Origin of the sequence: Catenulispora rubra, assembly GCF_015356825.1 — a bacterium.
Lineage (GTDB): Bacteria > Actinomycetota > Actinomycetes > Streptomycetales > Catenulisporaceae > Catenulispora > Catenulispora rubra.
On record NZ_JAACYW010000182.1, the window covers coordinates 1 to 23,123 of the forward strand.

At 70.5% G+C, this 23,123-nt stretch carries 20 protein-coding genes, 1 tRNA gene and 1 pseudogene; 15 read left to right on the forward strand and 7 right to left on the reverse strand.

Annotated elements, in window-relative coordinates; translation table 11 throughout:
• Window positions 1–180 precede the first annotated feature (180 nt).
• From GWK61_RS35765 to GWK61_RS35775, 3 genes are all read right to left on the reverse strand, one after another.
• A complete protein-coding gene (locus GWK61_RS35765) occupies window positions 181–681 on the reverse strand; it encodes a SigE family RNA polymerase sigma factor (RefSeq protein ID WP_194916131.1) in 501 nt (166 codons plus the stop codon).
• 175 nt (window positions 682–856) lie between these two features.
• Window positions 857–1,813, reverse strand: coding sequence for a Ppx/GppA phosphatase family protein (locus tag GWK61_RS35770; RefSeq protein WP_194916132.1), 957 nt, complete (start codon window positions 1,811–1,813; stop codon window positions 857–859).
• Window positions 1,814–1,828: 15 nt separating this feature from the next.
• Window positions 1,829–2,359: a DUF501 domain-containing protein gene (locus GWK61_RS35775; protein WP_194916133.1), complete on the reverse strand. Its 531-nt coding sequence runs from the start codon at window positions 2,357–2,359 to the stop codon at window positions 1,829–1,831.
• A 180-nt stretch (window positions 2,360–2,539) separates the two neighbouring features.
• Between GWK61_RS35775 and GWK61_RS35780 the strand changes: the two genes are divergently transcribed.
• Both GWK61_RS35780 and GWK61_RS35785 read left to right on the forward strand, forming a co-directional pair.
• Complete coding sequence (locus GWK61_RS35780) at window positions 2,540–2,908, forward strand: hypothetical protein (protein WP_194916134.1); 369 nt, start codon at window positions 2,540–2,542, stop codon at window positions 2,906–2,908.
• The gene (locus GWK61_RS35785; protein ID WP_194916135.1) at window positions 2,905–4,500 is read left to right on the forward strand and encodes a multicopper oxidase family protein; all 1,596 of its coding nucleotides are present in this window, start codon (window positions 2,905–2,907) and stop codon (window positions 4,498–4,500) included. Before GWK61_RS35780 ends, GWK61_RS35785 begins: the two co-directional genes overlap by 4 nt.
• A gap of 219 nt (window positions 4,501–4,719) precedes the next feature.
• On the opposite strand, the gene GWK61_RS35790 is transcribed toward GWK61_RS35785, so the two are convergent.
• Together GWK61_RS35790 and hisC are read right to left on the reverse strand one after the other, a co-directional pair.
• The gene (locus GWK61_RS35790; RefSeq protein WP_194916136.1) at window positions 4,720–5,925 is read right to left on the reverse strand and encodes a GAF domain-containing sensor histidine kinase; all 1,206 of its coding nucleotides are present in this window, start codon (window positions 5,923–5,925) and stop codon (window positions 4,720–4,722) included.
• Between the two features lie 109 nt (window positions 5,926–6,034).
• Entirely contained in the window at window positions 6,035–7,105 is a 1,071-nt protein-coding gene (hisC, locus tag GWK61_RS35795; RefSeq protein WP_194916137.1) for a histidinol-phosphate transaminase, read from the reverse strand.
• Between the two features lie 138 nt (window positions 7,106–7,243).
• On the opposite strand from hisC, the gene GWK61_RS35800 reads away from it, so the two are divergent.
• The 7 genes from GWK61_RS35800 to GWK61_RS35830 all read left to right on the forward strand — a co-directional run bounded on the left by GWK61_RS35800 (window position 7,244) and on the right by GWK61_RS35830 (window position 15,975).
• Complete coding sequence (locus GWK61_RS35800; protein ID WP_194916138.1) at window positions 7,244–8,308, forward strand: hypothetical protein; 1,065 nt, start codon at window positions 7,244–7,246, stop codon at window positions 8,306–8,308.
• Window positions 8,309–8,440: 132 nt separating this feature from the next.
• Window positions 8,441–9,484 carry a GlxA family transcriptional regulator gene (locus GWK61_RS35805; protein ID WP_194916139.1) on the forward strand — a complete coding sequence of 348 codons (1,044 nt, stop codon included), beginning with the start codon at window positions 8,441–8,443 and terminating at the stop codon, window positions 9,482–9,484.
• Window positions 9,485–9,534: 50 nt separating this feature from the next.
• A complete protein-coding gene (locus GWK61_RS35810) occupies window positions 9,535–10,179 on the forward strand; it encodes a DJ-1/PfpI family protein (RefSeq protein ID WP_194916140.1) in 645 nt (214 codons plus the stop codon).
• A gap of 402 nt (window positions 10,180–10,581) precedes the next feature.
• Complete coding sequence (locus GWK61_RS35815; RefSeq protein WP_194916141.1) at window positions 10,582–11,385, forward strand: SDR family NAD(P)-dependent oxidoreductase; 804 nt, start codon at window positions 10,582–10,584, stop codon at window positions 11,383–11,385.
• Between the two features lie 114 nt (window positions 11,386–11,499).
• Window positions 11,500–13,092 carry an acyl-CoA carboxylase subunit beta gene (locus GWK61_RS35820; RefSeq protein WP_194916142.1) on the forward strand — a complete coding sequence of 531 codons (1,593 nt, stop codon included), beginning with the start codon at window positions 11,500–11,502 and terminating at the stop codon, window positions 13,090–13,092.
• A 56-nt stretch (window positions 13,093–13,148) separates the two neighbouring features.
• Window positions 13,149–15,137 (forward strand): ATP-binding protein, encoded by a 1,989-nt coding sequence (locus GWK61_RS35825; protein ID WP_194916143.1) that lies wholly within the window; start codon window positions 13,149–13,151, stop codon window positions 15,135–15,137.
• 76 nt (window positions 15,138–15,213) lie between these two features.
• On the forward strand, window positions 15,214–15,975 hold the full coding sequence (locus tag GWK61_RS35830; protein WP_194916144.1) for an AMP-binding protein: 762 nt from the start codon (window positions 15,214–15,216) through the stop codon (window positions 15,973–15,975).
• Between the two features lie 220 nt (window positions 15,976–16,195).
• Here GWK61_RS35830 and GWK61_RS35835 read toward each other — a convergent pair.
• Together GWK61_RS35835 and GWK61_RS35840 are read right to left on the reverse strand one after the other, a co-directional pair.
• Window positions 16,196–16,834, reverse strand: a pseudogene (locus GWK61_RS35835) (TetR family transcriptional regulator); the annotation flags it as partial.
• A gap of 161 nt (window positions 16,835–16,995) precedes the next feature.
• Entirely contained in the window at window positions 16,996–17,958 is a 963-nt protein-coding gene (locus GWK61_RS35840) for an acyl-CoA desaturase (RefSeq protein ID WP_194916145.1), read from the reverse strand.
• 232 nt (window positions 17,959–18,190) lie between these two features.
• On the opposite strand from GWK61_RS35840, the gene GWK61_RS35845 reads away from it, so the two are divergent.
• The 6 genes from GWK61_RS35845 to GWK61_RS35870 form a co-directional block, all read left to right on the forward strand.
• A tRNA-Gln gene (locus GWK61_RS35845) sits at window positions 18,191–18,262 on the forward strand.
• 140 nt (window positions 18,263–18,402) lie between these two features.
• The gene (glmU, locus tag GWK61_RS35850; RefSeq protein WP_194916146.1) at window positions 18,403–19,929 is read left to right on the forward strand and encodes a bifunctional UDP-N-acetylglucosamine diphosphorylase/glucosamine-1-phosphate N-acetyltransferase GlmU; all 1,527 of its coding nucleotides are present in this window, start codon (window positions 18,403–18,405) and stop codon (window positions 19,927–19,929) included.
• A gap of 63 nt (window positions 19,930–19,992) precedes the next feature.
• Window positions 19,993–20,973: a ribose-phosphate diphosphokinase gene (locus GWK61_RS35855; RefSeq protein ID WP_194916147.1), complete on the forward strand. Its 981-nt coding sequence runs from the start codon at window positions 19,993–19,995 to the stop codon at window positions 20,971–20,973.
• A gap of 142 nt (window positions 20,974–21,115) precedes the next feature.
• Window positions 21,116–21,730 carry a 50S ribosomal protein L25/general stress protein Ctc gene (locus GWK61_RS35860; RefSeq protein ID WP_194916148.1) on the forward strand — a complete coding sequence of 205 codons (615 nt, stop codon included), beginning with the start codon at window positions 21,116–21,118 and terminating at the stop codon, window positions 21,728–21,730.
• A gap of 29 nt (window positions 21,731–21,759) precedes the next feature.
• Window positions 21,760–22,356: an aminoacyl-tRNA hydrolase gene (pth, locus tag GWK61_RS35865; protein WP_194916149.1), complete on the forward strand. Its 597-nt coding sequence runs from the start codon at window positions 21,760–21,762 to the stop codon at window positions 22,354–22,356.
• A gap of 109 nt (window positions 22,357–22,465) precedes the next feature.
• The coding region (locus GWK61_RS35870; RefSeq protein WP_194916150.1) for an ABC transporter ATP-binding protein at window positions 22,466–23,123 on the forward strand (658 nt) is incomplete at its 3' end.

A 23,123-nucleotide genomic window follows, 5' to 3' on the forward strand; every position in this document is an offset into this window, starting at 1 on the left:
CGCCGGCCACCCGCTCCCGCCGCCGGATCCGGCGGCCGTGCGCCAGCGCCTCGCCGGCGATGCCGCCGATCGCCGGCGCGCGCAACGCACCCAGCTCGGTTTCCAGCCGGTCGCGGAAACTGTCTTCAGACGTCATGAGGAAACTCCAATCGCGTCCGTGGGAAATGGGCCGCGGGGTGCTCAGACCCGCAGGTCCTCGTCGAGCAGGACCCGCAGATCGGCCAGGGCGCGCAGGCTCGCGGACTTCACCGCGGACCTGCTCATCCGAAGCACTGACGCCGTCTCCTCGACACTGCGGTCCTCCCAGTACCGCAGGACGACGACGGCCCGCCGCTTCGGCGCCAGCCGCGCCAGCGCCGCCAGCAGCGACAAGCGCAGCTCGGCCCGCTCCTGCCCGCCGTCCAGCGCCTGCTCCGGCAGCGCGTCGGACGGCTGTTCGTGCCAGGACCGGCGGCGTTGCTGGCTCAGGAACTCGCGCACGATGATCTGCCGCACGTAGGCCTCGACGGCCCGGTCACCGTGGATCCGGTGCCACGCCGCGTACGCCTTCGCCAGGCTGATCTGCGTGAGGTCCTGCGCGCGATGCCAGTCCCCGCACAGCAGGAACGCCGTCCGGCGGAGCTTTTCGGCGCGTGCTATCGCGAACTCCGTGAACTCCTGCTCCCTGACCGCCTGGTCCACCCCGACCCGCTTCCCTCGTGTGAAAGCCCGAAGGCCGATGTCACTGGTGGATACGCGGTGACAGCGGCCTCGGGGTGCACTTCGCAGGTCAGACGGCCGGGCCCTCAATCAAGTCGGGTCCGCAGACGGCCGGGCCCGCACTCCGGCCCTCAAGCAGAGCCCTCAAGCAGAGCCCTCAGGCGATGCTCGCCGCGATCCCGTCGAGGATGTCCCGCTCGCTCACCACGACCTCGGGCACCGTCAGGCTCGGCGCCACCCGCTCCATGATCGCCAGCAGGATCAGCGCCCCGGCCCCGATCACGTCGGCGCGCCCGGGGTGGATCACCGGGACCGCCTTGCGCTCCTCGGCGGTCATCCCGAGCAGCCGGGTGGTGAGGTCCCGGATCCGGCCCAGCGAGAGGTGCGAGAGGTGGACGCGCGAGGAGTCGTACTCCTCCAGGTCCAGCGCGACCGCGCCGAGCGTGGTCACGGTGCCGGCCAGGCCGACCAGGGTGCGCGCCTCGTCCAGCGGTACCGCGTCGGCGGCGCGGTCGATCAGCTTCTCGATGTCCGCGCGGGCCGCCTTGACCTGGGCCTCGGTCGCGACCGCGGCGCCCTTCAGGTGCCGCTCGTACATCCGCACGCTGCCCATGTCGACGCTGCGCGCCGCGATCACCCCGCGCTCGCCGTCGCCGAGCACGAACTCCGTCGACCCGCCGCCGATGTCGATGACGAGGTAGGGCGCCTGGTGCCGGTCGTGCGGCAGCTCGGAGGTGGCGCCGGTGAAGGAGAACCGCGCCTCCTCGTCGCCGGTGGCCACGTACGGCTCCACGCCCAGGATGCCCTTCACGCCCTCGACGAACTCCCGCCGGTTCTCGGCGTCGCGGGTGGCGCTGGTGGCGACGAAGCGCAGCGGGATCGGCGTGCCGCCGCTGTTGCGCTCGATCAGGTCCTGGTACTCCAGGCAGGCCGCGAAGGTGCGCTCCAGCGCGGCCGGCGCCAGCCGCCCGGTGGCGTCCACGCCCTCGCCGAGCCGGACGATGCGCATCTCGCGCACCACGTCCTCGGTCTTGCCGGTCTTGGGGTGGACGTCGGCGATCAGCAGCCTGATGGAGTTGGTGCCGCAGTCGATCGCGGCGACGCGCTTCGTCATGTCGTTCATGTTCCGCTATGCACCCGGTTCCACACAGGGGCCGGCCTTCCACCACTCGGGCAGCAGTGCCAGCGCTTCGTCGCCCAGCGGGTTCACCCCGGGGCCGGCGGCCAGCGCGTGGCCGACCAGGACGTGCAGGCACTTCACCCGGTCCGGCATGCCGCCGGCGGTCGGGAAGCCCTCCAGCACCTCGATCTCGTCACGCCGGGCGCGGTACTCCTCGTCCGCGGCGCGGTAGGCCTCGGCCAACTCCGGATCGGTCTGCAGCCGCTCGGTCATCTCCTTCATCAGGCCCGAGGCCTCCAGGGTGCCGATCGCCGAGGCCGCCTTGGGGCAGGTCAGGTAGAACAGCGTCGGGAACGGCGTGCCGTCGGGCAGCCGCGGCGCGGTCTCCACCACGTCCGGGTTGCCGCACGGGCAGCGGTGCGCGACCCGGCGTACGCCGCGCGGCGTGCGGTTCAGCTGCGCCTCGACGGCGGCCAGGTCGAGCTGGTCGACCGGGGGCGCGGTCCGGGCGTGGTCGGGGGCGGGGGCGTCGTTCGTCATGGCCCGTCCAGCCTACGTCCCGCCGGCGATACGCACCGCCCGCGGCGGCACGGCCGGGGTACTTCCGGTGGAGTACGCCTGCTGACTCCCGCTGAGGGACGCGTAGATCAATTCCCCGTGCCAGTCTCGTGAGGTCATCGCGAACGGTGAGAGACGAATACGTCGAGGGGGACGTACTAAATGCTTCCGGCTCTGCGCGTGGTCGCTGTGCTCCACGCGCTTTCCTTCCTGTTGCAACCGATCATGGCCGGGCTGTTCCTTTCGGGGCAGGACTCGGCCATCGACATGCACGCCACCAACGCCACGATCGTGGTGGCTCTGTGCCTGGTCATGACCGTCCTGGCGGTCCCGGCCTGGCGCCGGGGCCTGGTCCCGCGCGCGGCGTTCACCACGTCGGCCGCGCTGTTCCTCGTCGAGATCCTGCAGACCGGGGCCGGATACGGCCACGTCATGTGGATCCACATCCCGCTCGGCGTCATCATGATGGGCGGCGTCGCGCAGCTCATGCCGATGATCATGCGCCCGCACAAGCCCGTGGTCGCCGAATGAACAGCCTCCGCCTGTCCCGCCGAGGCGCGCTGCGGCTGTTCGGCGGCGCCGGAGCGGCCGCGGTGCTCGCGCCGGCGCTCGCCGGTTGCGCGAAGCCCGGCAGCGACGGCATCAACCCCGGGACCCTGACGAGCAAGGCGAAGCTGCCGCAGCCCTACACCGTGCCGCTGCCGATCCTGAAGCCCCTGGCCCCGGATTCGACCGACGCCCAGGGCGTGCACTACTCGATGGCGCTGAAGCAGGCCGAGGTCGAGATCCTGCCCGGGTACAAGACGAAGATCTTCGGCTACAACGGGACGTTCCCGGGGCCGTACCTGGACGTGCACGCCGGCACGCCGATGGTCGTGCACCAGACCAACCAGCTGCCGGTGCCGATCGTCACCCACCTGCACGGCGGCCTGACCCCGCCCAGCGATGACGGGTTCCCGACGGACCTGGTGTTCCCGCAGGCGCTCGCGGACATGGCGAACCCGGGTATGGCCGGGTCGATGCCCGGGATGGACGGCATGGGCGGCATGCCGTCGATGGCGGACCCGCAGGCGCACCTGACCGCGGTGCGGCGGGACTACGTCTTCCCGCTCAACCAGCGCGCCGCCACGCTCTGGTACCACGACCACCGCATGGACTTCAGCGGCGTGCAGGTCTGGCGCGGTCTGTTCGGGCTCTGCGTGGTGCGCGACGCCGAGGACGACAAACTGCCGCTGCCCAAGGGCGAGCGCGAGATCCCGCTGATGATCTCCGACCGCGCCTTCGACGCCGACGGCCAGCTGATCTATCCGGAGAAGGACCCGACGCTGCTTGGGAAACCGAGCATGGACAAGTCGATCGCCGCTGGCGCGCAGGGCGACGTGATCCTGGTGAACGGCGCGCCCTGGCCGTACCTGGAGGTCGCGGCGGTCAAGTACCGGCTGCGGATCGTCAACGCCTCCAACGCGCGCCGCTACGAGCTAAAGCTGGACGGCCCCGGCGGCGGCACCTTCATCCAGGTCGGCTCCGACGGCGGCCTGCTGGCCTCGCCGGTGACGCACTCGACGCTGCACATGTCCCCCGCCGAGCGTTTCGACGTGGTCGTGGACTTCTCCAAGTACCCGGTCGGCTCGACGGTGACCTTGAAGAACTCCGCCGACAGCGGGGGCGCCGGCCAGGTGATGCAGTTCAAGGTGACGTCCCAGGCCTCCGACGACTCCTCGGTCCCGGGGACGCTGTCCGCCATCGAGAAGCTGACGGTGGACGGGGCCAAGCGGCGCCTGGTCTTCGCGCTGGACGGCAGCCAGTGGCACATGAACGGGGAGGCCTTCGACCCGGCACATCCGTTGCTGAAGCCGGAGTTCGGCAAGACCGAGCAGTGGACGGTGACCTCCGTCGAGCGGCATCCCGTCCACCTGCACGGCGCGCACTTCCAGGTCACCGGCCGCGGCTCCGGCGGCCTCGGGGAGTACGACCACGGCTGGAAGGACACCGTGGAGCTGTCTCCGGGCTCTGAGATCACCTTCGCGGTGCGGTTCGACTCCTACCGGGGGCGGTACGTCGCGCACTGCCACAACCTGGAGCACGAGGACATGGGGATGATGGCCACCATCCAGGTGGTCTGACTCGCGCCTGCTGATCCGGCTTCTGATCTGCCTTCTGACCTGCCTGGATCGGGGGAGGAGCCCGGCTGCGGTGCGTGTGGTCGCCGCAGCCGGGCTCTTTTGGTGCGTGGGCGTTGATCGGGTGCGCTATCCGGCCAAGAGCTAGGACTAGCTCTACAGCTACAGCTACAGCTACAGCTACAGCTACAGCTACAGCTACAGCTACAGCTACAGCTACAGCTACAGCGGCACGCGCCACGTCACGCGCGTGCCCTGGTCCCCGTCGGCGGGCCCGGCGTGGAAGCTGCCGCCGAGCTCGCGGGCCCGGGCGGCCAGGTTCGACAGGCCCTGGCGGGAGGTGCGCGGGTTGGGGCGCCAGCGCGGCATCGGGCGGCCGCCGTCGTCGAGGACGTCGAGGGTCAGCGTGGTCGCGGGTCCCGTCTCCACGGTCACCACCACCTCGACCCGGGTCGCGCCGGCGTGTTTGGCCGCGTTGGCCAGGGTTTCGCGGACCGCGGCGACCAGGTGCGCGCCGGTGTCGCCGCCGACGAGGGAGTCCAGCGGGCCGGTGAAGCGGACCGAGGGCTCGAAGCCGAGGATCCGGGCCGCGCGGGAGGCTTCGCGCAGCACCCGCGCGCGGGTCGAGGTGGCCTCCTGGTCGGCGGTGAGCTGGAGGTCGAAGATCGTGGTGCGGATCTCGGCGATCGCGGCGTCCAGTTCGTCGATGACGCCGTCCAGCCGCTCGGTGGCGGACGGCAGGTCCGGGCCGGGGGTGCTCAGGCGGCGGCTCAGGGTCTGCAGGGACAGGCCGGCGGCGAAGATCCGCTGGATGGTGAGGTCGTGCAGGTCCCGCGCGATGCGCTCGCGGTCGGCGTAGACGGCCAGCCGGTCCTCGGCGGCGCGGGCCTCGGTCAGCGCCAGCGCGAGGCCCGCCTGGTGCGCGAAGGCGGTGGCCAGGCGGGCGTCCTCGTCGTCGAAGGTGCGGCCGCCCGGCGCGTTGGCCAGGACCAGCGTGCCGATCGGCCGGTCGTCGCGCTGGGCCAGTGCGGCGTAGACGACGGCGCCGAACGCCCGGTAGGGCGGCGCCAGTTCCTCGCGGTGCGCGTCGCCGGCCTCCATCGCGAACGCCCGACCGGTGATCGCCACCTTCACCGACCGCCGGTACGGCTCCACCGCCGCGCCGCGCACCTTGTCGGCGGCCAGCCCGGTGGCCACGTCGATGCGCCAGCTGCCGTCCTCGTGCTGGAGCAGCAGCGAGCAGTGGTCGGCGCCGGACGCCTCGCGGGCCCGCTCCGCGACCAGGGTGAGGACCTCGTGCGGGTCCTCGGCGATCAGCATCAGGGTGATGACGTCCGAGGCCGCCGACAGCCAGGACTCGCGGCGGCGGGACGCGGCCAGGGCGTCCTGCAGGTCGGCTATTCCGGGCGATTCACGTGATTCGGACATCGATCCGAGTCTAGGCCGAAGGTCGCGGGACGGCGCTTTGTACAAGGGAAGGTGGCGGCGGTGCTGCCGCCGCCACCCCGCCTGTTGTCTACCTTCCGGCTAGTCCCGGCTAGTCCCGGAACTCGGCCGCGACCCGCAGCAGGATGTCGTTCGCCTCGACCTCGGCGATGGTGATCCGCGCGCCCTCGCCGGCGAACGGCCGCACCACGATGCCGGAGGCCTCGGCCTTCGCGGCGAACTCCGCGGTGCGCTCGCCCAGCCGGAGCCAGATGAAGTTGGCCTGGCTCTCCGGCACGGTCCAGCCCTGCTCGCGCAGCGCCTCGGTGACCCGCGTGCGCTCCTGGACCAGCGCCTCGCAGCGCTCCAGCAACTGCTTCTCGGCCCGCAGCGACTCGATCGCGGCCACCTGCGCCAGGCTGTTCACGCCGAACGGCACGGCGGTCTGGCGCAGCGCGGCGGCCACCGGTTCGTGCGCGATCGCGAAGCCGACGCGCAGACCGGCCAGGCCGTAGGCCTTGGAGAAGGTGCGCAGGACCGCGACGTTCGGGCGGTCGCGGTAGATCTCCACGCCGTCCGGGATGCTGTCGTCCCGCACGAACTCGCGGTACGCCTCGTCGATCACGACCAGCAGGTCGCTCGGGACTCGGTCCAGGAACCGCACCAGGTCGTCCTTGGAGATCGCGACGCCGGTCGGGTTGTTCGGGTTGCACACGAAGATCAGGCGCGTGCGGTCGGTCACCGCGGCGGCCATCGCGTCCAGGTCGTGGTGCTCGCCCGGGGCCAGCGGCACCTGCACCGAGGTGGCGCCGGAGATCTGCGTGATGATCGGGTACGCCTCGAAGGAGCGCCAGGCGTAGATCACCTCGTCGCCCGGGCCCGAGGTGGCCTGCAGCAGCTGCTGCGCCACGCCGACCGAGCCGGTCCCGGTGGCCACGTGCTCCACCGGCACGCCGAACCGCTCGGCGATCTCCGCGCTCAGCGCCGACACGCCCATGTCCGGGTAGCGGTTGAAGCTCTCCGCGGACTTCTGCACCGCCTCCAGCACGCCCGGCAGCGGCGGGTAAGGGTTCTCATTCGAGGACAGCTTGAAGGCGGAGGTGTCGGGGGTCTTTCCCGCCTTGTAGACGGGGATGCCGCGCAATGCTTCACGGAGCTTCGGGGTCTGGACGTCGTCGGCCACGGCTGGAATCTCCTTCTCGGGTGTGATCTCAGATTAACCGCCTCGGGACTTTTCGCCGACCGTCCGGAGCGGGACAAATCAGGTGTGACCCTCAACGGATTCGCATACGGAGAGTTGTCATTCGGAGCGGACGGTCAAGTGGCCGATCCCCTACTGCGAGGCGTCGCCCCGGAGGTGGCCCTCGGCGCGGACGTGACGGACCTGCTCGTGCTCTCGCACGGCTGGTTGGACGACCCGTTGCGTGCGCAGGACCTCTACACCGGGCTCACCGCGGCCATCGCGCAGGTCGGCGGGGCGCCGCCGGGACTGGCCGTGCTCGGGATCCTGTGGCCGTCCAAGCGATTCGACGACCCGCCGGACCCCGAGGCGGCCGCGCTCGTCAACGATCCGAGCCGCCGCTCCGCGGCGTCGTTCGTCACCCGGGTCCGCGCGCGGGTGAGCGCCAGCATCGTGGGCCTGCCGGACGCGGCGGAGTACGCCAACCCCGGCGACCACCAGGCCACGTTCTTCGGCCTGGACCCCGAGGCGCTGCTGGATAAGTTCGGGCCGCTGGAGGACGGGATCTCGGCGGTGATGAACCTGTCGACCTACTACGAGATGAAGGCGCGGTCCGGTGCCGTCGGCCGGGGGCTGGTGCCGGTGCTGGCGGCGGTGCGCGCGGCGCGGCCGCAGGTACGGCTGCACCTGGCGGGGCACAGTTTCGGGGCGCGGGTGATGGCCTCGGCGCTGGCGAACTGCGAGCCGTTCCCGGTGTCCTCGGCGGTGCTGATCCAGGGCGCGTTCTCGCAGTTCGGGTTCGCCAAGCAGTGGGACGGGGTGCACGACGGGTTGTTCCGGCCGGGGTTGTTCGGCGGGCGGTTGCAGGGGCCGGTGGTCGTGACGTACTCGCACCACGACAACATGGTCGGGATCGCGTACGAGCTGGCTTCGCGGATGGCCGGGAACGAGCCGGACACGACCGGGACGGTGCGCGATCCCGACGTGCGCGACGAGTTCGGGGCGATCGGCCGGCACGGGGCGCTGTCGACGCCGGAGTCGTGTTGGAGTGCGATGCTGCCGATGCAGGGGCCGGGGTACGCGTTCCCGGCGGGGGCGATCAGCAACTTGGATTCGAGTGCGTACGTCACGAGTCACTACAAGGTGCTGGGGCCTGAGGTGGGGAAGGCGATGGTCGCGGCGATCACCGCGCAGGGGGCGGGGTGAGGTAGGTGCGCTGGGCCCGCTGGGCCTGCTGGGCCTGCTGGGCCTGCGTGACGGATCCGGCCGGCCCTCGTGGCCGGATTCGTCACTCACGTGTCGTTGCGGACTCCGTCGGCGGCGGCGACCCTTTTAGATATGAGCCGCCGCGTGGTGTTCCTGGTCTTTCCGCGGTTCCAGCTGCTCGATCTCAGCGGGCCGTTGGAGGTGTTCTCGCAGGCTGATCGGTTGTTTCCGTTGGACGGCGGACGCCGGTACGCGACCGAGGTCGTGGCTGCGTCGGCTGATCCGGTGGTGGCGTCTGACGGTTTGGCTGTTGTGCCGCATCGGACGCTGGCCGATGCCTCCGGCTTGGCCTCCGCCTCCGTCGCCACCTCCGCCGTCTCGTCGCCGATCGACACGTTGGTTGTGGTCGGTGGGATGGGGGTTCGCGACGCTTGCGATTCTCCCGAGTACGTCGAGTGGGTTCGGGCTGCGGCAGGTCGAGCGCGGCGCGTGACATCGGTGTGCTCCGGGGCGTTTCTGCTGGCCGCGGCGGGGTTGTTGGACGGCCGGCGTGCGGTGACGCACTGGCAGTCGTGCGACGATCTGGCCGCTCGGTTCCCGGAGGTCCGCGTGGAGGCGGATCCGATTTTCGTGCGCGATGATCCGATCTGGACGTCCGCCGGGGTCACGGCCGGCGTGGATCTCGCGTTGGCGCTCGTCGAGGACGATCACGGGGCGGAGACGGCGCGGGCCATCGCCAAGCAGCTGGTGGTGTTCGTGCAGCGGCCCGGCGGTCAGGCGCAGTTCAGCACGCAGCTGGCGGCGCAGCGTCCGGGGCGGGATGCGTTGCGCGAGGCGCAGACGTGGATCGCCGACCATCTCGACGAGGACCTGAGTCTGCCGGCGTTGGCGCGGCGTGCGGCTTTGAGCGAGCGGCACTTCTCGCGGGTGTTCCGGGCCGAGACCGGGATGACGGTGGCGGCGTACGTCGAGGCCGCGCGGATCGAGGCGGCGCGGCGGCTGCTGGAGAGCACCGGCGACGGACTCGACCGTATCGCGCGGACCTGCGGCTTCGGCACGGTCGAGACCATGCACCGCACCTTCAACCGGACGATCCGGGTGACGCCCGGGGAGTACCGGCGGCATTTCAGCTCCCGCAAGCAGCAGCCGCCAGCAACCACCAGCAGCCACAAGTAGCCACAAGCAGCCACAGATAAGAACCAGCAAGAATCAGTCAGGAGTCGACCATGGCCCGTCTCGCCATCCCCCTGTTCCCCGGCTTCATGCCCCTGGACGTCGTCGGCCCGTACGACGTCCTCCGCTTCCTGCCGGACACCGAGGTGGTGTTCGTGGCGACCGAACCGGGCCCGGTCCGCGGCGCCGACGGCGGCTTCGTCCTCGAAGCCCAAGCCACCCCCGAAGACATCACCACCTGCGACATCCTCCTGGTCCCCGGCGGCCGCGGCACCCGCGACTACGCGGCACGCAAGCCCCTGACCGACTGGATAGCCCGCATGCACGAAACCACCACCTGGACCACCTCGGTCTGCACCGGCAGCCTCCTCCTCGGAGCAGCCGGCATCCTCACCGACCTCGACGCCACCACCCACTGGAACGCCATCCCCGAACTGGAAGCCTTCGGCGCCCACTACACCCCCGACCGCGTAGTCCGCCGCGGCAAAGTAGTCACCGCAGCAGGCGTCTCCTCAGGCATCGACATGGCCCTGACCCTCGCCGGCCTGATCGAAGGCGACGAATTCGCGCAGGCGGTACAGCTCTGGATCGAGTACGACCCCCAGCCCCCGCACGACACAGGCTCGGTCGCAAAGGCCGGCGCGGAGCTGGTGGCACGGGCGCCGGGACTGATCGCGGGCGGTGCGCGGCGGGGGTAGGCGGCTGGCGGCGCGGGTCGGACCGGGCCTCCCGAGCCGACCGCACGGGACTGCCTGGCGTGCCGCGGCGGCTGCGCGCTGCCCGCAGTGACATTCGTTTTCGCGGCTTGGGTAGGGCCGCCCCACCCAAAGGGGGCCACCAACCTCAATGGAGAGCGCGCGCCGCTGAAACCAAGGTCAGGATCGCCGCCGGCTGCGGCGCCGGTCAATGCCGACGCCAAGACTCGCCGATAAAGTTCGGCCGACAGTGGGCGTGGCGCGAGGCACACGGCGTGGGGCTGCCGGCCGTCTGCTATCTGCCGTGATGACCGGTCCGAAGCCCGCCAGCGCGCCGTCCCCGCGCGGCGCACGATCGATGAGTGGTTGCGATTTCAACCACTTCATCGAGCTCAAGGAGTCCGCATGGACCTCGCGTTGCGTGGCCGCGTTGCCGTCGTCACCGGTGGGAGCAAGGGTATTGGCCTTGCCGTTGTTCGCACTCTGCTGGAGGAGGGCGCGTTCGTCGTCGTCGCCTCGCGTTCTGGGTCGGCGGGGTTGGGGGATCTGGCCGGGCCGAATCTGCTGCATGTGGCCGGCGATCTTATGGATCCGGAGTTTCCGGGCGAGCTTGTGGAGCGGGCTGTTGAAGCCTTCGGCGGCCTTGACATCCTCGTCAACAACGCCGGTGGGCCGCCGCCCGGTGTCGTGTTGCCGCGTGGGCCGTTTCTGGGTGGGACCGATACCGATTGGCAGGCCGTCTTCGAGTTCAACCTGTTCGCCGTCATGCGGCTGACGCGCGTCGCGCTGCCGCATCTGGTCGGGCGCGGCGGCACGATCGTCAATGTCTCGTCGAGCCTGGCGCGGCAGCCCGGGACCAACAACTACGAGTACGCCGCCGCCAAGGCCGCGCTCAGTCATGTCTCCAAGGGCCTGTCCGAGGAGTTCGGGCCGCAGGGGGTGCGGGTCAACACGGTGTCGCCGGGGGTCACGCGCACCAATTGGTGGACCGACGAGGGTGGTGTCGCGGACATGTTCGCCGGGGCGATGGGCGTTGATCGGGACACGCTGCTCGACAAGACGTTGCCGGAGATGATGCGGCTGAGCACCGGGCGGTTCGTGGAGCCGCAGGAGGTGGCGGACGCGATCGTGCTGTTGGCCTCGCCGCGGTCGGGGAGTACCAACGGCTCGGAGTTCGTCGTCGACGGGGGGATGCTCAAAGAGATCTGATCGATTGCGTGCCTGCCCGGGCCGGTTTAGGTTACCGACGAGTAGTGCCCGCACCGCACCGCACCCCGCATCCCGCACCGCACCCCGCACCCGCACCGCATCCCGGAGGCCGCCATGCCAGTGCTCCGCTCCCAGCTGGACCCCGCCTCGGAGACGGCGCTCGCCGATCGCGAGGCGGTGCTGGCGGCGCTGGCGCGCATCAGGGAACTCCAGCAGAAAGTGCTCGCCGGCGGCGGTGAGAAGTACGCCGAGCGCCACCGCTCGCGCGGCAAGCTGCTCGTGCGCGAGCGGCTGGACCTGCTCCTCGACGAGGACGCGCCGTTCCTCGAACTGGCCGCGCTCGCCGGCACGCACGATCCGGCCGAGACCGTCGGCGGGGTCTCCGGCATCGGCACCGTGGCCGGCGTCGAGTGCATGATCGGCGCCAACGATCCGACCGTGAAGGGTGGCGCGGTCGGCCCCGCGGGCGTCGCCAAGCAGCTGCGGATGCTGGAGATCGCCGAGCGCAACCGGCTGCCGCTCATCTCCCTGACCGAGTCCGCGGGCGCCGATCTGCCGCGGCAGGCGGACATCTTCGTGCCCGGCGGCGCCTCGTTCAAGGGCATCTCGCGCCTGTCGGCCGCCGGGATCCCGACGCTGTCCATCGTGTTCGGGTCCTCGACGGCCGGCGGCGCCTACGTGCCGGGCATGAGCGAGTTCACGGTCATGGTGAAGAACCAGGCCGCCGTCTACCTCGGCGGGCCGCCGCTGGTGAAGATGGCGATCAACGAGGACACCGACGACGAGACCCTCGGCGGCGCCGACATGCACGCCCGCGTCTCGGGCCTGGCCGACTACCTCGCCCGCGACGAGCGCGACGCCATCCGCATCGGCCGCCAGATCGTCGCCGATCTGCGCTGGCGCAAGGCGGGCCCCGGCCCCACCGAGAGCCCCGACGAACCGCTGTACGCCGCCGAGGACCTGCTGGCGCTCGCCCCGATGGACCTGCGCCGCCCCGTCGAGGTCCGGGAGATCCTGGCCCGGGTGCTCGACGGCTCGCGCTTCTCCGAGTTCAAGCCGCTCTACGGCACCACGCTCGTCTGCGGCTGGGGCTCGATCCACGGCTACCCCGTCGGCATCCTGGCCAACAACGGCATCCTGTTCTCCGAGGAGGCCAACAAGGGCGCGCACTTCATCCAGCTCGCCAACGCCCGCGAGGTCCCGCTGCTGTTCGTTCAGAACATCACCGGCTTCATGGTCGGCTCCCGCTACGAGCGCGGCGGCATCATCAAGGACGGCAGCAAGCTGATCAACGCCGTCTCCAACTCCACCGTCCCGCACGTGACCCTGATGGTCGGCGCCTCCTACGGCGCCGGCAACTACGGCATGTCCGGCCGCGCCTACGACCCCCGATTCGTCTTCACCTGGCCGAACCACCGCATCGCCGTGATGGGCGGCCGGGAGTTGGCCGGGGTGATGTCCATCGTGCAGCGGCAGAAGGCTGAAAAGGCCGGCCAGCCCTACGACGAGGCCGCCGACGCGCAGACCCGCGAGTTCATCGAGGCCATGGTCGACGGCCAGTCCGACGCCGTCTACGCCAGCGGCCGACTCTGGGACGACGGCGTCATCGACCCGCGCGAGAGCCGCACCGTGCTGGGCCTCGCGCTGTCCGCGATCGACTCCGGACCGGTGGTCGGAACCCGCCAGTTCGCACCCTTCCGGATGTAGGGTGACGCGGCTCACAGCTCCCCTAACGTCTGTCCAACCTGTGAGACAGTGACGCCATGCCGACGTATCCGACGTTCTCGACAGTGCTGGTGGCCAACCGGGGCGAGATCGCCCGGCGGGTCTTCCGCACCGCCAAGGCGATGGGCCTGCGCACCGTCGCCGTGTACTCCGACCCGGACGCCGACGCGCCGCACGTGCGCGAAGCCGACGTCGCGGTGGCCCTCGGCGGCAGCACCAGCGCCGAGTCCTATCTGGACGTCGCCAAGATCCTGGAAGCCGCCCGCAAAACCGGCGCCGACGCCGTCCACCCCGGCTACGGCTTCCTGTCGGAGAACGCCGCCTTCGCCGAGGCCTGCGCCGAGGCCGGGATCGTGTTCGTCGGACCCTCGCCGGACGCGATCCGGAAGATGGGCATCAAGCACGAGGCGAAGGCCATCGCCAAGGCCGCCGGCGTGCCGGTGCTGCCGGACGCGCTGCTGACGACCGACGAGCCGGATGACTGGCGCAAGGCCGGTGAAGGCGTCGGATTCCCGTTGCTGGTCAAGGCTTCCGCGGGCGGCGGCGGCAAGGGCATGCGCCTGGTCTCGGGCGTGGATGAGCTGGAGAACGCGGTCTCCGGAGCCCGCCGCGAGGCCGCAGCCGCGTTCGGAGACGGCACTGTCTTCCTGGAGCGCTACCTGGACGCCTCCCGGCACATCGAGATCCAGGTCTTCGGCGACAGCCACGGCAACGCCGTGTTCTACGGCGAGCGCGAGTGCTCCGTGCAGCGGCGCCACCAGAAGGTCGTCGAGGAGGCGCCGTCCCCGGTGGTCGGCGCGGCGGTCCGGGCCCGGATGGGCGAGGTCGCGTGCGCGCTGGTGCGCGAGCTCGGCTACGTCGGCGCCGGAACCGTGGAGTTCCTCTTCGACGACACCGACGACTCCTACTACTTCCTGGAGATGAACACCCGGCTCCAGGTCGAGCACCCGGTCACCGAAGAGGTCTGGGGCCAGGACCTGGTCCGCAAGCAGTTCGAGGTGGCCTCCGGCGCGCAGCTGACCGCGCCCGACCCCGAAGGCCTGCACGGCCACGCGATCGAGGTCCGCCTCTACGCCGAGGACCCGGCGCGCAAGTACATCCCCTCGCCCGGGACCCTGGCCCTGTATGAGCACGCTGACGTACCCGGGATCCGTTATGAGGACGGCGTCCGCAGCGGCAGCGTGGTCTCCCACTACTACGACCCGATGCTGGCCAAGGTGGTCGCGACCGGTGCCACCCGCAGCGAGGCGGCGCTGAAGCTGGCCTCGGCGCTGGCCGGCATGCGGATCCAGGGCCTGAAGACCAACCGCGACCAGCTGGTCGCGATCCTGCGGGACCCCGACTTCCTGGCCGGGACCACGCGCACCGACTTCCTCGACCTGCACCCCGCCCTGGCCGCGCCCGAAGACCGGACCGACGTCACCGCGCACCTCGCGGCGGCCCTCGCGGTGTCCGTCCACCGGCGCCGTGCGGCCGGCGGCCCGACCGCCTTCGCTCCGGCCGGCTGGCGGCTGCTCCCCTACGACGGCGCCAACGCGGCGTGGACCCGGCAGGACGTCCGACGGGCGCCGGAGACGCCGGTGACCTACCGGCTCGACGGCTCGACGCTGTACCTGATCCACGGTGGGGCCGAGTACGAGGTATCACTTAGGGATCTGGGTCCTGACTCGGTCCGGGTCGCGGTGGACGGCGTCGAGCGGCTGTGCCGCGTGCGGGTCGCGGACGACACCGTCGTGTGGATCGACGACAGCGACGGCGGGCACTCGGCCTGGAAGCCGACGCCGCGCTTCCCGGCGGACGCTGACGCCTCCGCCGCAGATGACGGCGCCGCCGAGGTGCCCGGGACGGTGGTCGCGATCGCCGTGGCAGCCGGCGATCCGGTGAAGGCCGGGCAGGTCCTGGTGACCATGGAGGCCATGAAGATGGAACACCACGTGAAGGCTGGGCGTGACGGCGTGGTCGCCTCGGTCGACTGCGGCGTCGGCCAGTTCGTGGACGCGCACCAGATTTTGGTGACTTTGGCCTGATAGGGCGTGGGGGGAATGTAAGTCCTGCGCGCGCATACTGCTGGCGCGCAGGACTGATTCAGCCCAGAATCGGGGCATGCCTGCCACGCAAAGTACTGAGACGCGCGACCCGGTGGAGTTCCACTGGCTCGGCGACATCGTGCGTGTGAACCTCGACGAGAACGCGCGCGGGTCCGTCCTCGCCTACGGGGACGAGGAGTGGGACTGGACCGGCTTCGACGCCCGGATCCGCAAGTGCGTGACCGGGATCCGCAGCGACCGGCTGCAGCGCGGCCAGCGGGTCGCCGTGCTCGCCCGCAACCACCCGGTCCATTTCGAGACCCTGTTCGCGGCCAGCAACATGGGCCTGGTCTGCACCTGGCTCGACTGGCGCCTGGACCGCGCGCACCTGGTCCACGCCCTGAACGAGGCCGAGGCCCGGATCCTGTTCGTCGGCGACGAGTTCGTGGACCTGATCGAGGACTCCATGATGGAGATCTCGTCGGTGGTCAGCACGATCACCGTCGGGGGCCGCGAGGACGAGTACGAGGCGTGGCTGGAGACCCACGAGACCCACGAGGCGCTGCTGCGCGCCGCCCGAGAGGTCGCGGCCAGCTCCGGCCGTGGCGAGGAGCCGGTGCTGCGCCTGTACTCCTCGACGGGGAAGAAGGGCCCCACGCGCGGCGAGTACACGCACCGCGCGCTGCTGGCTTCCGCGTCGGAAACGTTGCGGCGCAAGGCTTTGAGCCGGGGCGATGTGGAGGCCGTGGACGCCCCGGTGACGGTGCACGAGGCCGCCGTACGGGTGCTGGCGAACATGTCGGCGGGGGCTGAGACGGTGCTGGTCCGGGAGGATTAGGCCTTAGGAGCGCGCGTCGGCGGTACTACTGCTTCGCGGCGGCCTTCTGCGCCCGCTCGCTGGTCTTCCGCGTACGCTCGGCGGCCTTCTGCGTGCGCGCGGGCGCGGCAACCTGGTCGGCTCGCTCGGTCCGTTCCGTGCGCTCGGTGCGCTCAGCCCGCTCCGCGCGCTCCGTCTTGCGGGCGGCCCGCCGGACCTTCGCCTCGGCCTGCTCCTGCACGATCAGCCGGGGGTTGCCCTCCAGATGCGACAAGCCGTTCCAGGCCAGGTTCACCAGGTGCGCGGCGACCTCGGCCTTGGGCGGCTTGCGGACGTCGAGCCACCACTGCCCGGTGAGCGCGACCATGCCGACCAGCATCTGCGCGTACATCGGGGCCAGCTTGGGGTCGTAGCCGCGGTGCATGAAGTGCACCCCGAGCAGGTCCTCGACCTGGGAGGCGATGTCGGAGATCAGGGACGCGAAGTTGCCGGTGGAGGTGGTGACCGGGGAGTCGCGGACCAGGATGCGGAAGCCGTCCGTGCTGGACTCGATGTAGTCCAGCAGCGCGAACGCGGCCTGTTCCAGCAGTTCGCGGGCGTGCTCGCCGGTCAGGCCCGTGGTCACCATCGACAGCAGCTTGGCCATCTCCCGGTCCACCACGACCGCGTACAGACCTTCTTTACCGCCGAAGTGCTCGTACACCACCGGCTTGGAGACGCCGGCCTTGGTCGCGATCTCCTCCACCGAGGTGGCGTCGAAGCCGCGCTCGGCGAACAGGGTCCTGCCGATCTCGATGAGTTGCTCCCGCCGTTCCTTGCCGCTCATCCGGGTGCGGGACGCCGGTGCCGGGGTTCGGGAAGTCACAGGGCATTCTCTCAGGTTTCTCGCGACATGACGCGACCGGGGCGGAGGTTGCCTCCGATTATGCCGGAGAAGCGACCGGGCACCCCGCCCGGTGGCCGCGTCGGAGCCGTGTCACGGAGCCGTGTCACAGAGCCGCGTTCCGGAGCCGCGTTCCGGAGCCGTGCCACGGAGTCGCCTCACGGAGTCGCTTCGCGGCCCAGCTTCATGGCGATCCGCTCCTGGGACGGCCAGCGCACGTCGCGCACCCAGCCGAACTTCTCGAACACCCAGATGATCCGCGCCGAGGAGTCGATCTGTCCACGCAGCACCCCGTGCCGGGCCGCTGTCGGGTCCGAGTGGTGCAGGTTGTGCCAGGACTCGCCCATCGACAGCACCGCCAGCCACCACACGTTCCCGGACCGGTCGCGGGAGCGGAACGGCCGCTCGCCCACGGCGTGGCAGATCGAGTTGATCGACCAGGTGGTGTGGTGCAGCAGGCTGATGCGCACCAGCGAGCCCCAGAAGAAGGCGGTCAGTATCCCCTGCCAGCTCCAGGTCACCAGGCCGCCGACGGCCGCCGGCACCAGCAGCGAGGCCAGCGCCAGGTAGGGGAAGGCGCGCGAGACGCGCACGATCGCCCGGTCCTTGAGCAGGTCCGGGGCGTACTGCTGCTGGCTGGTCTGCTCCAGGTCGAACAGCCAGCCGATGTGCGCGTGCCACATGCCCTTGATCAGCGCCGGCATGGTCTCGCCGTAGCGCCACGGCGAGTGCGGGTCGCCGTCGCGGTCGCTGTAGCGGTGGTGCTTGCGGTGGTCGGCGACCCAGCGGATCACCGGGCCCTGCACCGCCAGCGAGCCGGCGATCGCCAGCCCCACGCGCAGTGCTTTCTTCGCCTTGAAGGACGAGTGGGTGAACAGGCGGTGGAAGCCGACCGTGACGCCGTGTCCGCTGATCGCGTACATCACCACCAAGATGATCAGATCGGTCCAGGTCAGCCCCCACCCCCAGACCACCGGGACGGCGGCCACCAGGGCCACGAACGGGACTCCGATGAACAGGCTCAGGGCGATCCGCTCCTTGAAGGATTGGGTCTCGCCCCCGAGCGTTCCCAGGGCGGGGGCGTCGGCGGTGGACTGCTGGGGCACTGAGGTTGCTGTCATCGCGATCATGCCTCGAGGGGGGAAGCACCCTTGCGGGGCTGGCGGATCGGGCGGGACTGACCGAAACTTACGCTGCCGTAGGTTGGGTGACAAGGATGACACGGCGGGTGACGCCTGGATGTCGGATCGGAGTACGTCTCGGCCGTGTCGGATCCCGTCCCGTTCCGGACCCGCGCCGACCCCAAACCCCGGCGCGCGGAGACCCCCGGATGTGGGAAACTGGCGACGACGATCCGCCATGGGGTAATTGGCAGCCCAGCAGACTTTGGATCTGTTTGTCCAGGTTCGAGTCCTGGTGGCGGAGCTCTGGCGGCGTCCGGGACGCCTGGTCTGCCGTGCGGCGAGGGCTTCTCGCGAACCCTTCCCCGCGATCGCTACCCTCCTAGGGAACCGACGCCGCCCCGCGCGGCGCGCAGCATCGCACCCACCGCTAGGAGTCACTTCATGACCGACCAGCACGCGCCGACCGTCATCATCCTGGCCGCCGGCGAGGGCAAGCGGATGAAATCCGCGACGCCGAAGGTGCTGCACGAGCTGTGCGGGCGCACGATGCTCGGCCACGTCGTGGCCGCGGCGCAGGAGCTGGCGCCGCGCCGGCTGGCGGTGGTCGTGGGCAAGGGCCGCGATCTGGTCGCGCCGCACGTCGAGGCAGTCGCGCCGGAGGCGCGGATCGTCGTGCAGGACCCGCAGAACGGGACTGGGCAGGCCGCACGGCTGGCGCTGGAGGCGCTGACCGCCGGCGGCGAGGAGCCCGAGGGCACCGTGCTGGTGCTGCTCGGCGACGGCGCCATGGTCACCGGGGACACGCTGCGGCATCTGATCGCCGTGCACGAGCAGGCCGGGAACGCAGTTACCGACCTCACGGCCGTGGTGCCGGACCCGAAGGGGCTGGGCCGGATCCTGCGGGAGCCGGACGGCACGGCCGAGGGCCGCGTGCTCGGCATCGTCGAGGAGAAGGACTGCACGCCGATTCAGGCCACGATCCACGAGATCAACTCCGGGATCTTCGCCTTCGACGGCAAGATCCTGCGCGAGGCGCTCGGCCGGCTCACCACGAACAACGCGCAGGGCGAGGAGCTGCTGACCGACGTGCTGGCGATCGCCGTCGGGGACGGCCGGCCGGTCGGCGCCGTGGTCGCCGCCGACTACCACGAGGTGCTGGCCGCCAACGACCGCGCGCAGCTGGCCGACCTGCGGCGGCTGATGAACCAGCGGATCACCCGGCGCTGGATGGTCGAGGGCGTCACCATCGTCGACCCGGCGACCACGTGGATCGACGTGCACGTCACCCTGGAGCCGGACGCCACGATCCGGCCCAACACCCAGCTGGAGGGCGCGACCCGGATCGCCGCCGGGGCGGACGTCGGGCCGAACTGCACGTTGAAGGACACGGTCGTCGGGGAACGCGCGCGGGTCACCAACGCCACGACCGACGGCGCCGAGATCGGGCCGGAGGCGAACGTCGGGCCGTACACCTACCTGCGCCCCGGGACCAAGCTCGGCCGCAAGTCGAAGGCCGGCGGCTTCGTGGAGATGAAGAAGTCGACGATCGGCGACGGCACGAAGGTCCCGCACCTGGCCTACATCGGCGACGCGACGATCGGCGCGGGCTGCAACATCGGCGCCGGCGTCATCACCGCCAACTACGACGGCTACGACAAGTTCCCGACGCGGATCGGGGACCACGCCTTCGTCGGCACCAACACGACGCTGATCGCGCCCGCGGAGGTCGCGGACGGCGCCTACATCGCGGCCGGTTCCGCGGTGAACATGCCGGTGGGTCCCGGCGAACTCGCGGTGGCTCGCGGACGGCAGCGGAACATCGCCGGCTACGTCGCGCGCAAGCGTCCGGGATCGGTCGCGGCGCAGGCGGCGGAGCGTGCGATCGAGCGCGCCGCGCAGAGCGTGCAGACGGCCGTTGAGACGAATCCCACAGGCAGCGAGGCGGAAGCGCAGGGGGACACGGTCTGAACAGCTCGTTGCGTCTGAGAGTATGAAAGAGCTACGGCCCCTCGTCTCTTAGGAGAACCCACCGTGACCGGCCTCAAGACCACCGGTGAGAAGAAGCTCATGCTCTTCACCGGACGTGCCTATCCCGAGCTGGCCCAGGAAGTCGCCGAAGAGCTGGGGGTCGAGATCGCCCCCATGAAGGCGCACGACTTCGCGAACGGGGAGATCTACACCCGTTTCGAGGAGTCGGTGCGCGGCAGCGACGCCTTCGTGATCCAGTGCCACTCGGCTCCGATCAACCACTCGATCATGGAGCAGCTGATCATGGTGGACGCGCTCAAGCGCGCCTCCTCGAAGCGGATCACCGTGATCACTCCCTTCTACGGCTACGCGCGCCAGGACAAGAAGCACAAGGGCCGCGAGCCGATCTCGGCCCGCCTGATGGCGGACTTCTTCGCCACCGCCGGCGCCGACCGGCTGATGGCCGTGGACCTGCACACCGACCAGATCCAGGGCTACTTCGACGGCCCGGTGGACCACCTGTTCGCGCTGCCGCTGCTGCTGGACTACATCCGCGGCAAGTACGACACGTCGAAGCTGACGGTGGTCTCCCCCGACGCCGGCCGGGTGCGCACCGCCGACCGCTGGACCGACCGCCTGAACACGCCGCTGGCGATCGTGCACAAGCGCCGCGACCCGAACATCCCGAACACGGTCTCCGTCCACGAGATCGTCGGCGACGTGAAGGGGCGCACCTGTGTCCTGGTCGACGACATGGTGGACACCGCCGGGACCATCTGCGCCGCCGCCGAGGCGCTGTTCGAGAACGGCGCCGCCGAGGTCATCATCGCCGCGACGCACGCGGTGCTGTCGGACCCGGCCGTGGACCGGCTGAAGAACTCGCGGATCAGCGAGGTGATCTTCACCAACACGCTGCCGATCCCGGACGAGAAGCGGTTCGACAAGATGACGGTGCTGTCGATCGCGCCGATGCTGGCCCGGGCCATCCGCGAGGTGTTCGAGGACGGTTCGGTCACGTCGATGTTCGACGATCACAACCACTGAGTTTGCATTGAGCCTGGCTCACCAGTGCTCCGGACCACTTTGGTTCGGAGCACTCGTTTGTGCAGGCTAAGCTGGACCTTTGTCCGGCGAGGGCGTGGGACGGTCGTCCCCGCGCCGTTATCGACGAAACAAGGAGAACGAAATGGCTGAGATCCGCATAAGCGCCGAGGACCGCACCGAGTTCGGCAAGGGCTTCGCCCGCCGTGCCCGCGCTGCCGGCAAGATCCCGGGCGTCGTGTACGGCCACGGCGAGTCCGTGCGGCACGTGCTGCTGCCGGGCCACGACCTGATGATCGCGCTGCGGACCCCGAACGTCCTGCTGAACCTGGACTTCGGTGACGGCAAGGGCCAGATGGCGCTGCCGAAGGACGTGCAGAAGGACCCGGTCAAGCGGACCCTGGAGCACGTGGACCTGCTGCTGGTGCGCAGCGGCGAGAAGGTCACCGTGGACATCCCGATCACCATCGTCGGCGAGGTCGTCGGCGGCGCGGTCCTGGACCACTCGCTGAACAACCTGACCGTCACCGCCGAGGCCACGCACATCCCGACCGGCATCGAGGTCGACGTGGACCGCAAGGAGGAGGGCTTCCAGCTCTTCGCCCGCGACCTGGAGCTGCCCCCGGGCTCGGAGCTGATCACCGACGGGGACCAGCTGGTCCTGCAGGTCGTCGTGACCCGCGCCGAGGCGGCCGCCGAGGGTGCCGAGAGCGCCGAGGGCGGGGCCGGCGAGTCCGGCTCCCAGGAGTCTGCGGAGTAGGCACTCCCAACCCCGCTATCCTGGTCGTCATGACCACCGCCGAGGCCCGCGATCAGCTCTATTTGATCGCGGGCCTCGGCAATCCCGGGCCCGGCTACGCCGGGAACCGGCACAACGCCGGCTTCATGGTCGTGGACCTGCTGGCCTCGCGCGTCGGTGGCAAGTTCAAGTCGCACAAGGCGCGGGCGGACGTCGTCGAGGGCCGGCTCGGGGTCGGCGGGCCGCGAGTGGTGCTGGCCAAGCCGAAGACGTTCATGAATCTGTCCGGCGGCCCGGTGAAGGCGCTGCGGGACTTCTACAAAATCGAGCCGGCGCAAATCATCGTGGTGCACGACGAACTCGATGTGGACTACGGCACGCTGCGGCTGAAGCTCGGCGGCGGCGACAACGGCCACAACGGCCTGCGCTCCATCACCTCGGCACTCGGGACGAAGGACTACTACCGCGTGCGCTTCGGCGTGGGACGGCCGCCGGGGCGGCAGGATCCCGCGGACTTCGTGCTGAAGGACTTCTCCTCGGTGGAGAAGAAGGAGCTGGACTACAACGTGGACCGGGCCGCGGACTCGGCCGAGGACCTGATCCGGCGCGGGCTCGTGGACGCGCAGAACATCTACCACGCGGTCTGACGGCTGACGCGCATCCACCGATCGGTGGATGCGGTATCCACCGCATCGTCGCTCGGGACGAGCTTGCCGGTCGATCCGCTCCAGGGTGCCCGACCGCGAATCTTGAGGCATGGCAGCGATCGAGGTACGGAACCTCACTAAGACCTACGGCGACACCACCGCCGTGGCCGACGTCTCCTTCGAGGTCGGCGCGGGGGAGATCTTCGGGATCCTCGGGCCGAACGGCGCCGGGAAGACGACGACCGTCGAGTGCATCAGTGGCCTGCGGACGCCCGACGGCGGCGTGGTCCGGGTGCTGGGCCTGGACCCGGACCGGGACCGGGACCGGGAAGAGGTCCGGCAGCTGCTCGGGGTGCAGCTGCAGGAGAGCCGGCTGCCGGCCAAGATCCAGGTGCGCGAGGCGCTGGAGCTGTACGCGTCCTTCTACCGCGAGCCGGCCGACGTCGGGCGGCTGCTGACGCAGTGGGACCTGAACGACAAGGCCGGGGCGCGCTTCGGGAAGCTGTCCGGCGGGCAGAAGCAGCGGCTCGCGGTGGCGCTGGCGATGGTGGGCAATCCGCGGGTGGTGGTGCTGGACGAGCTGACCACCGGGCTGGACCCGCACGCGCGGCGGATCGCGTGGGAGATGGTCGAGCGGGTGCGTGCGGCCGGCGTCACGGTGCTGCTGGTCACCCACTTCATGGAAGAGGCCGAGCGGCTGTGCGACCGGGTCGCGATCATCGACGCCGGGCGGGTGGTGGCCGTGGACACGCCGGCCGGGCTGGCGG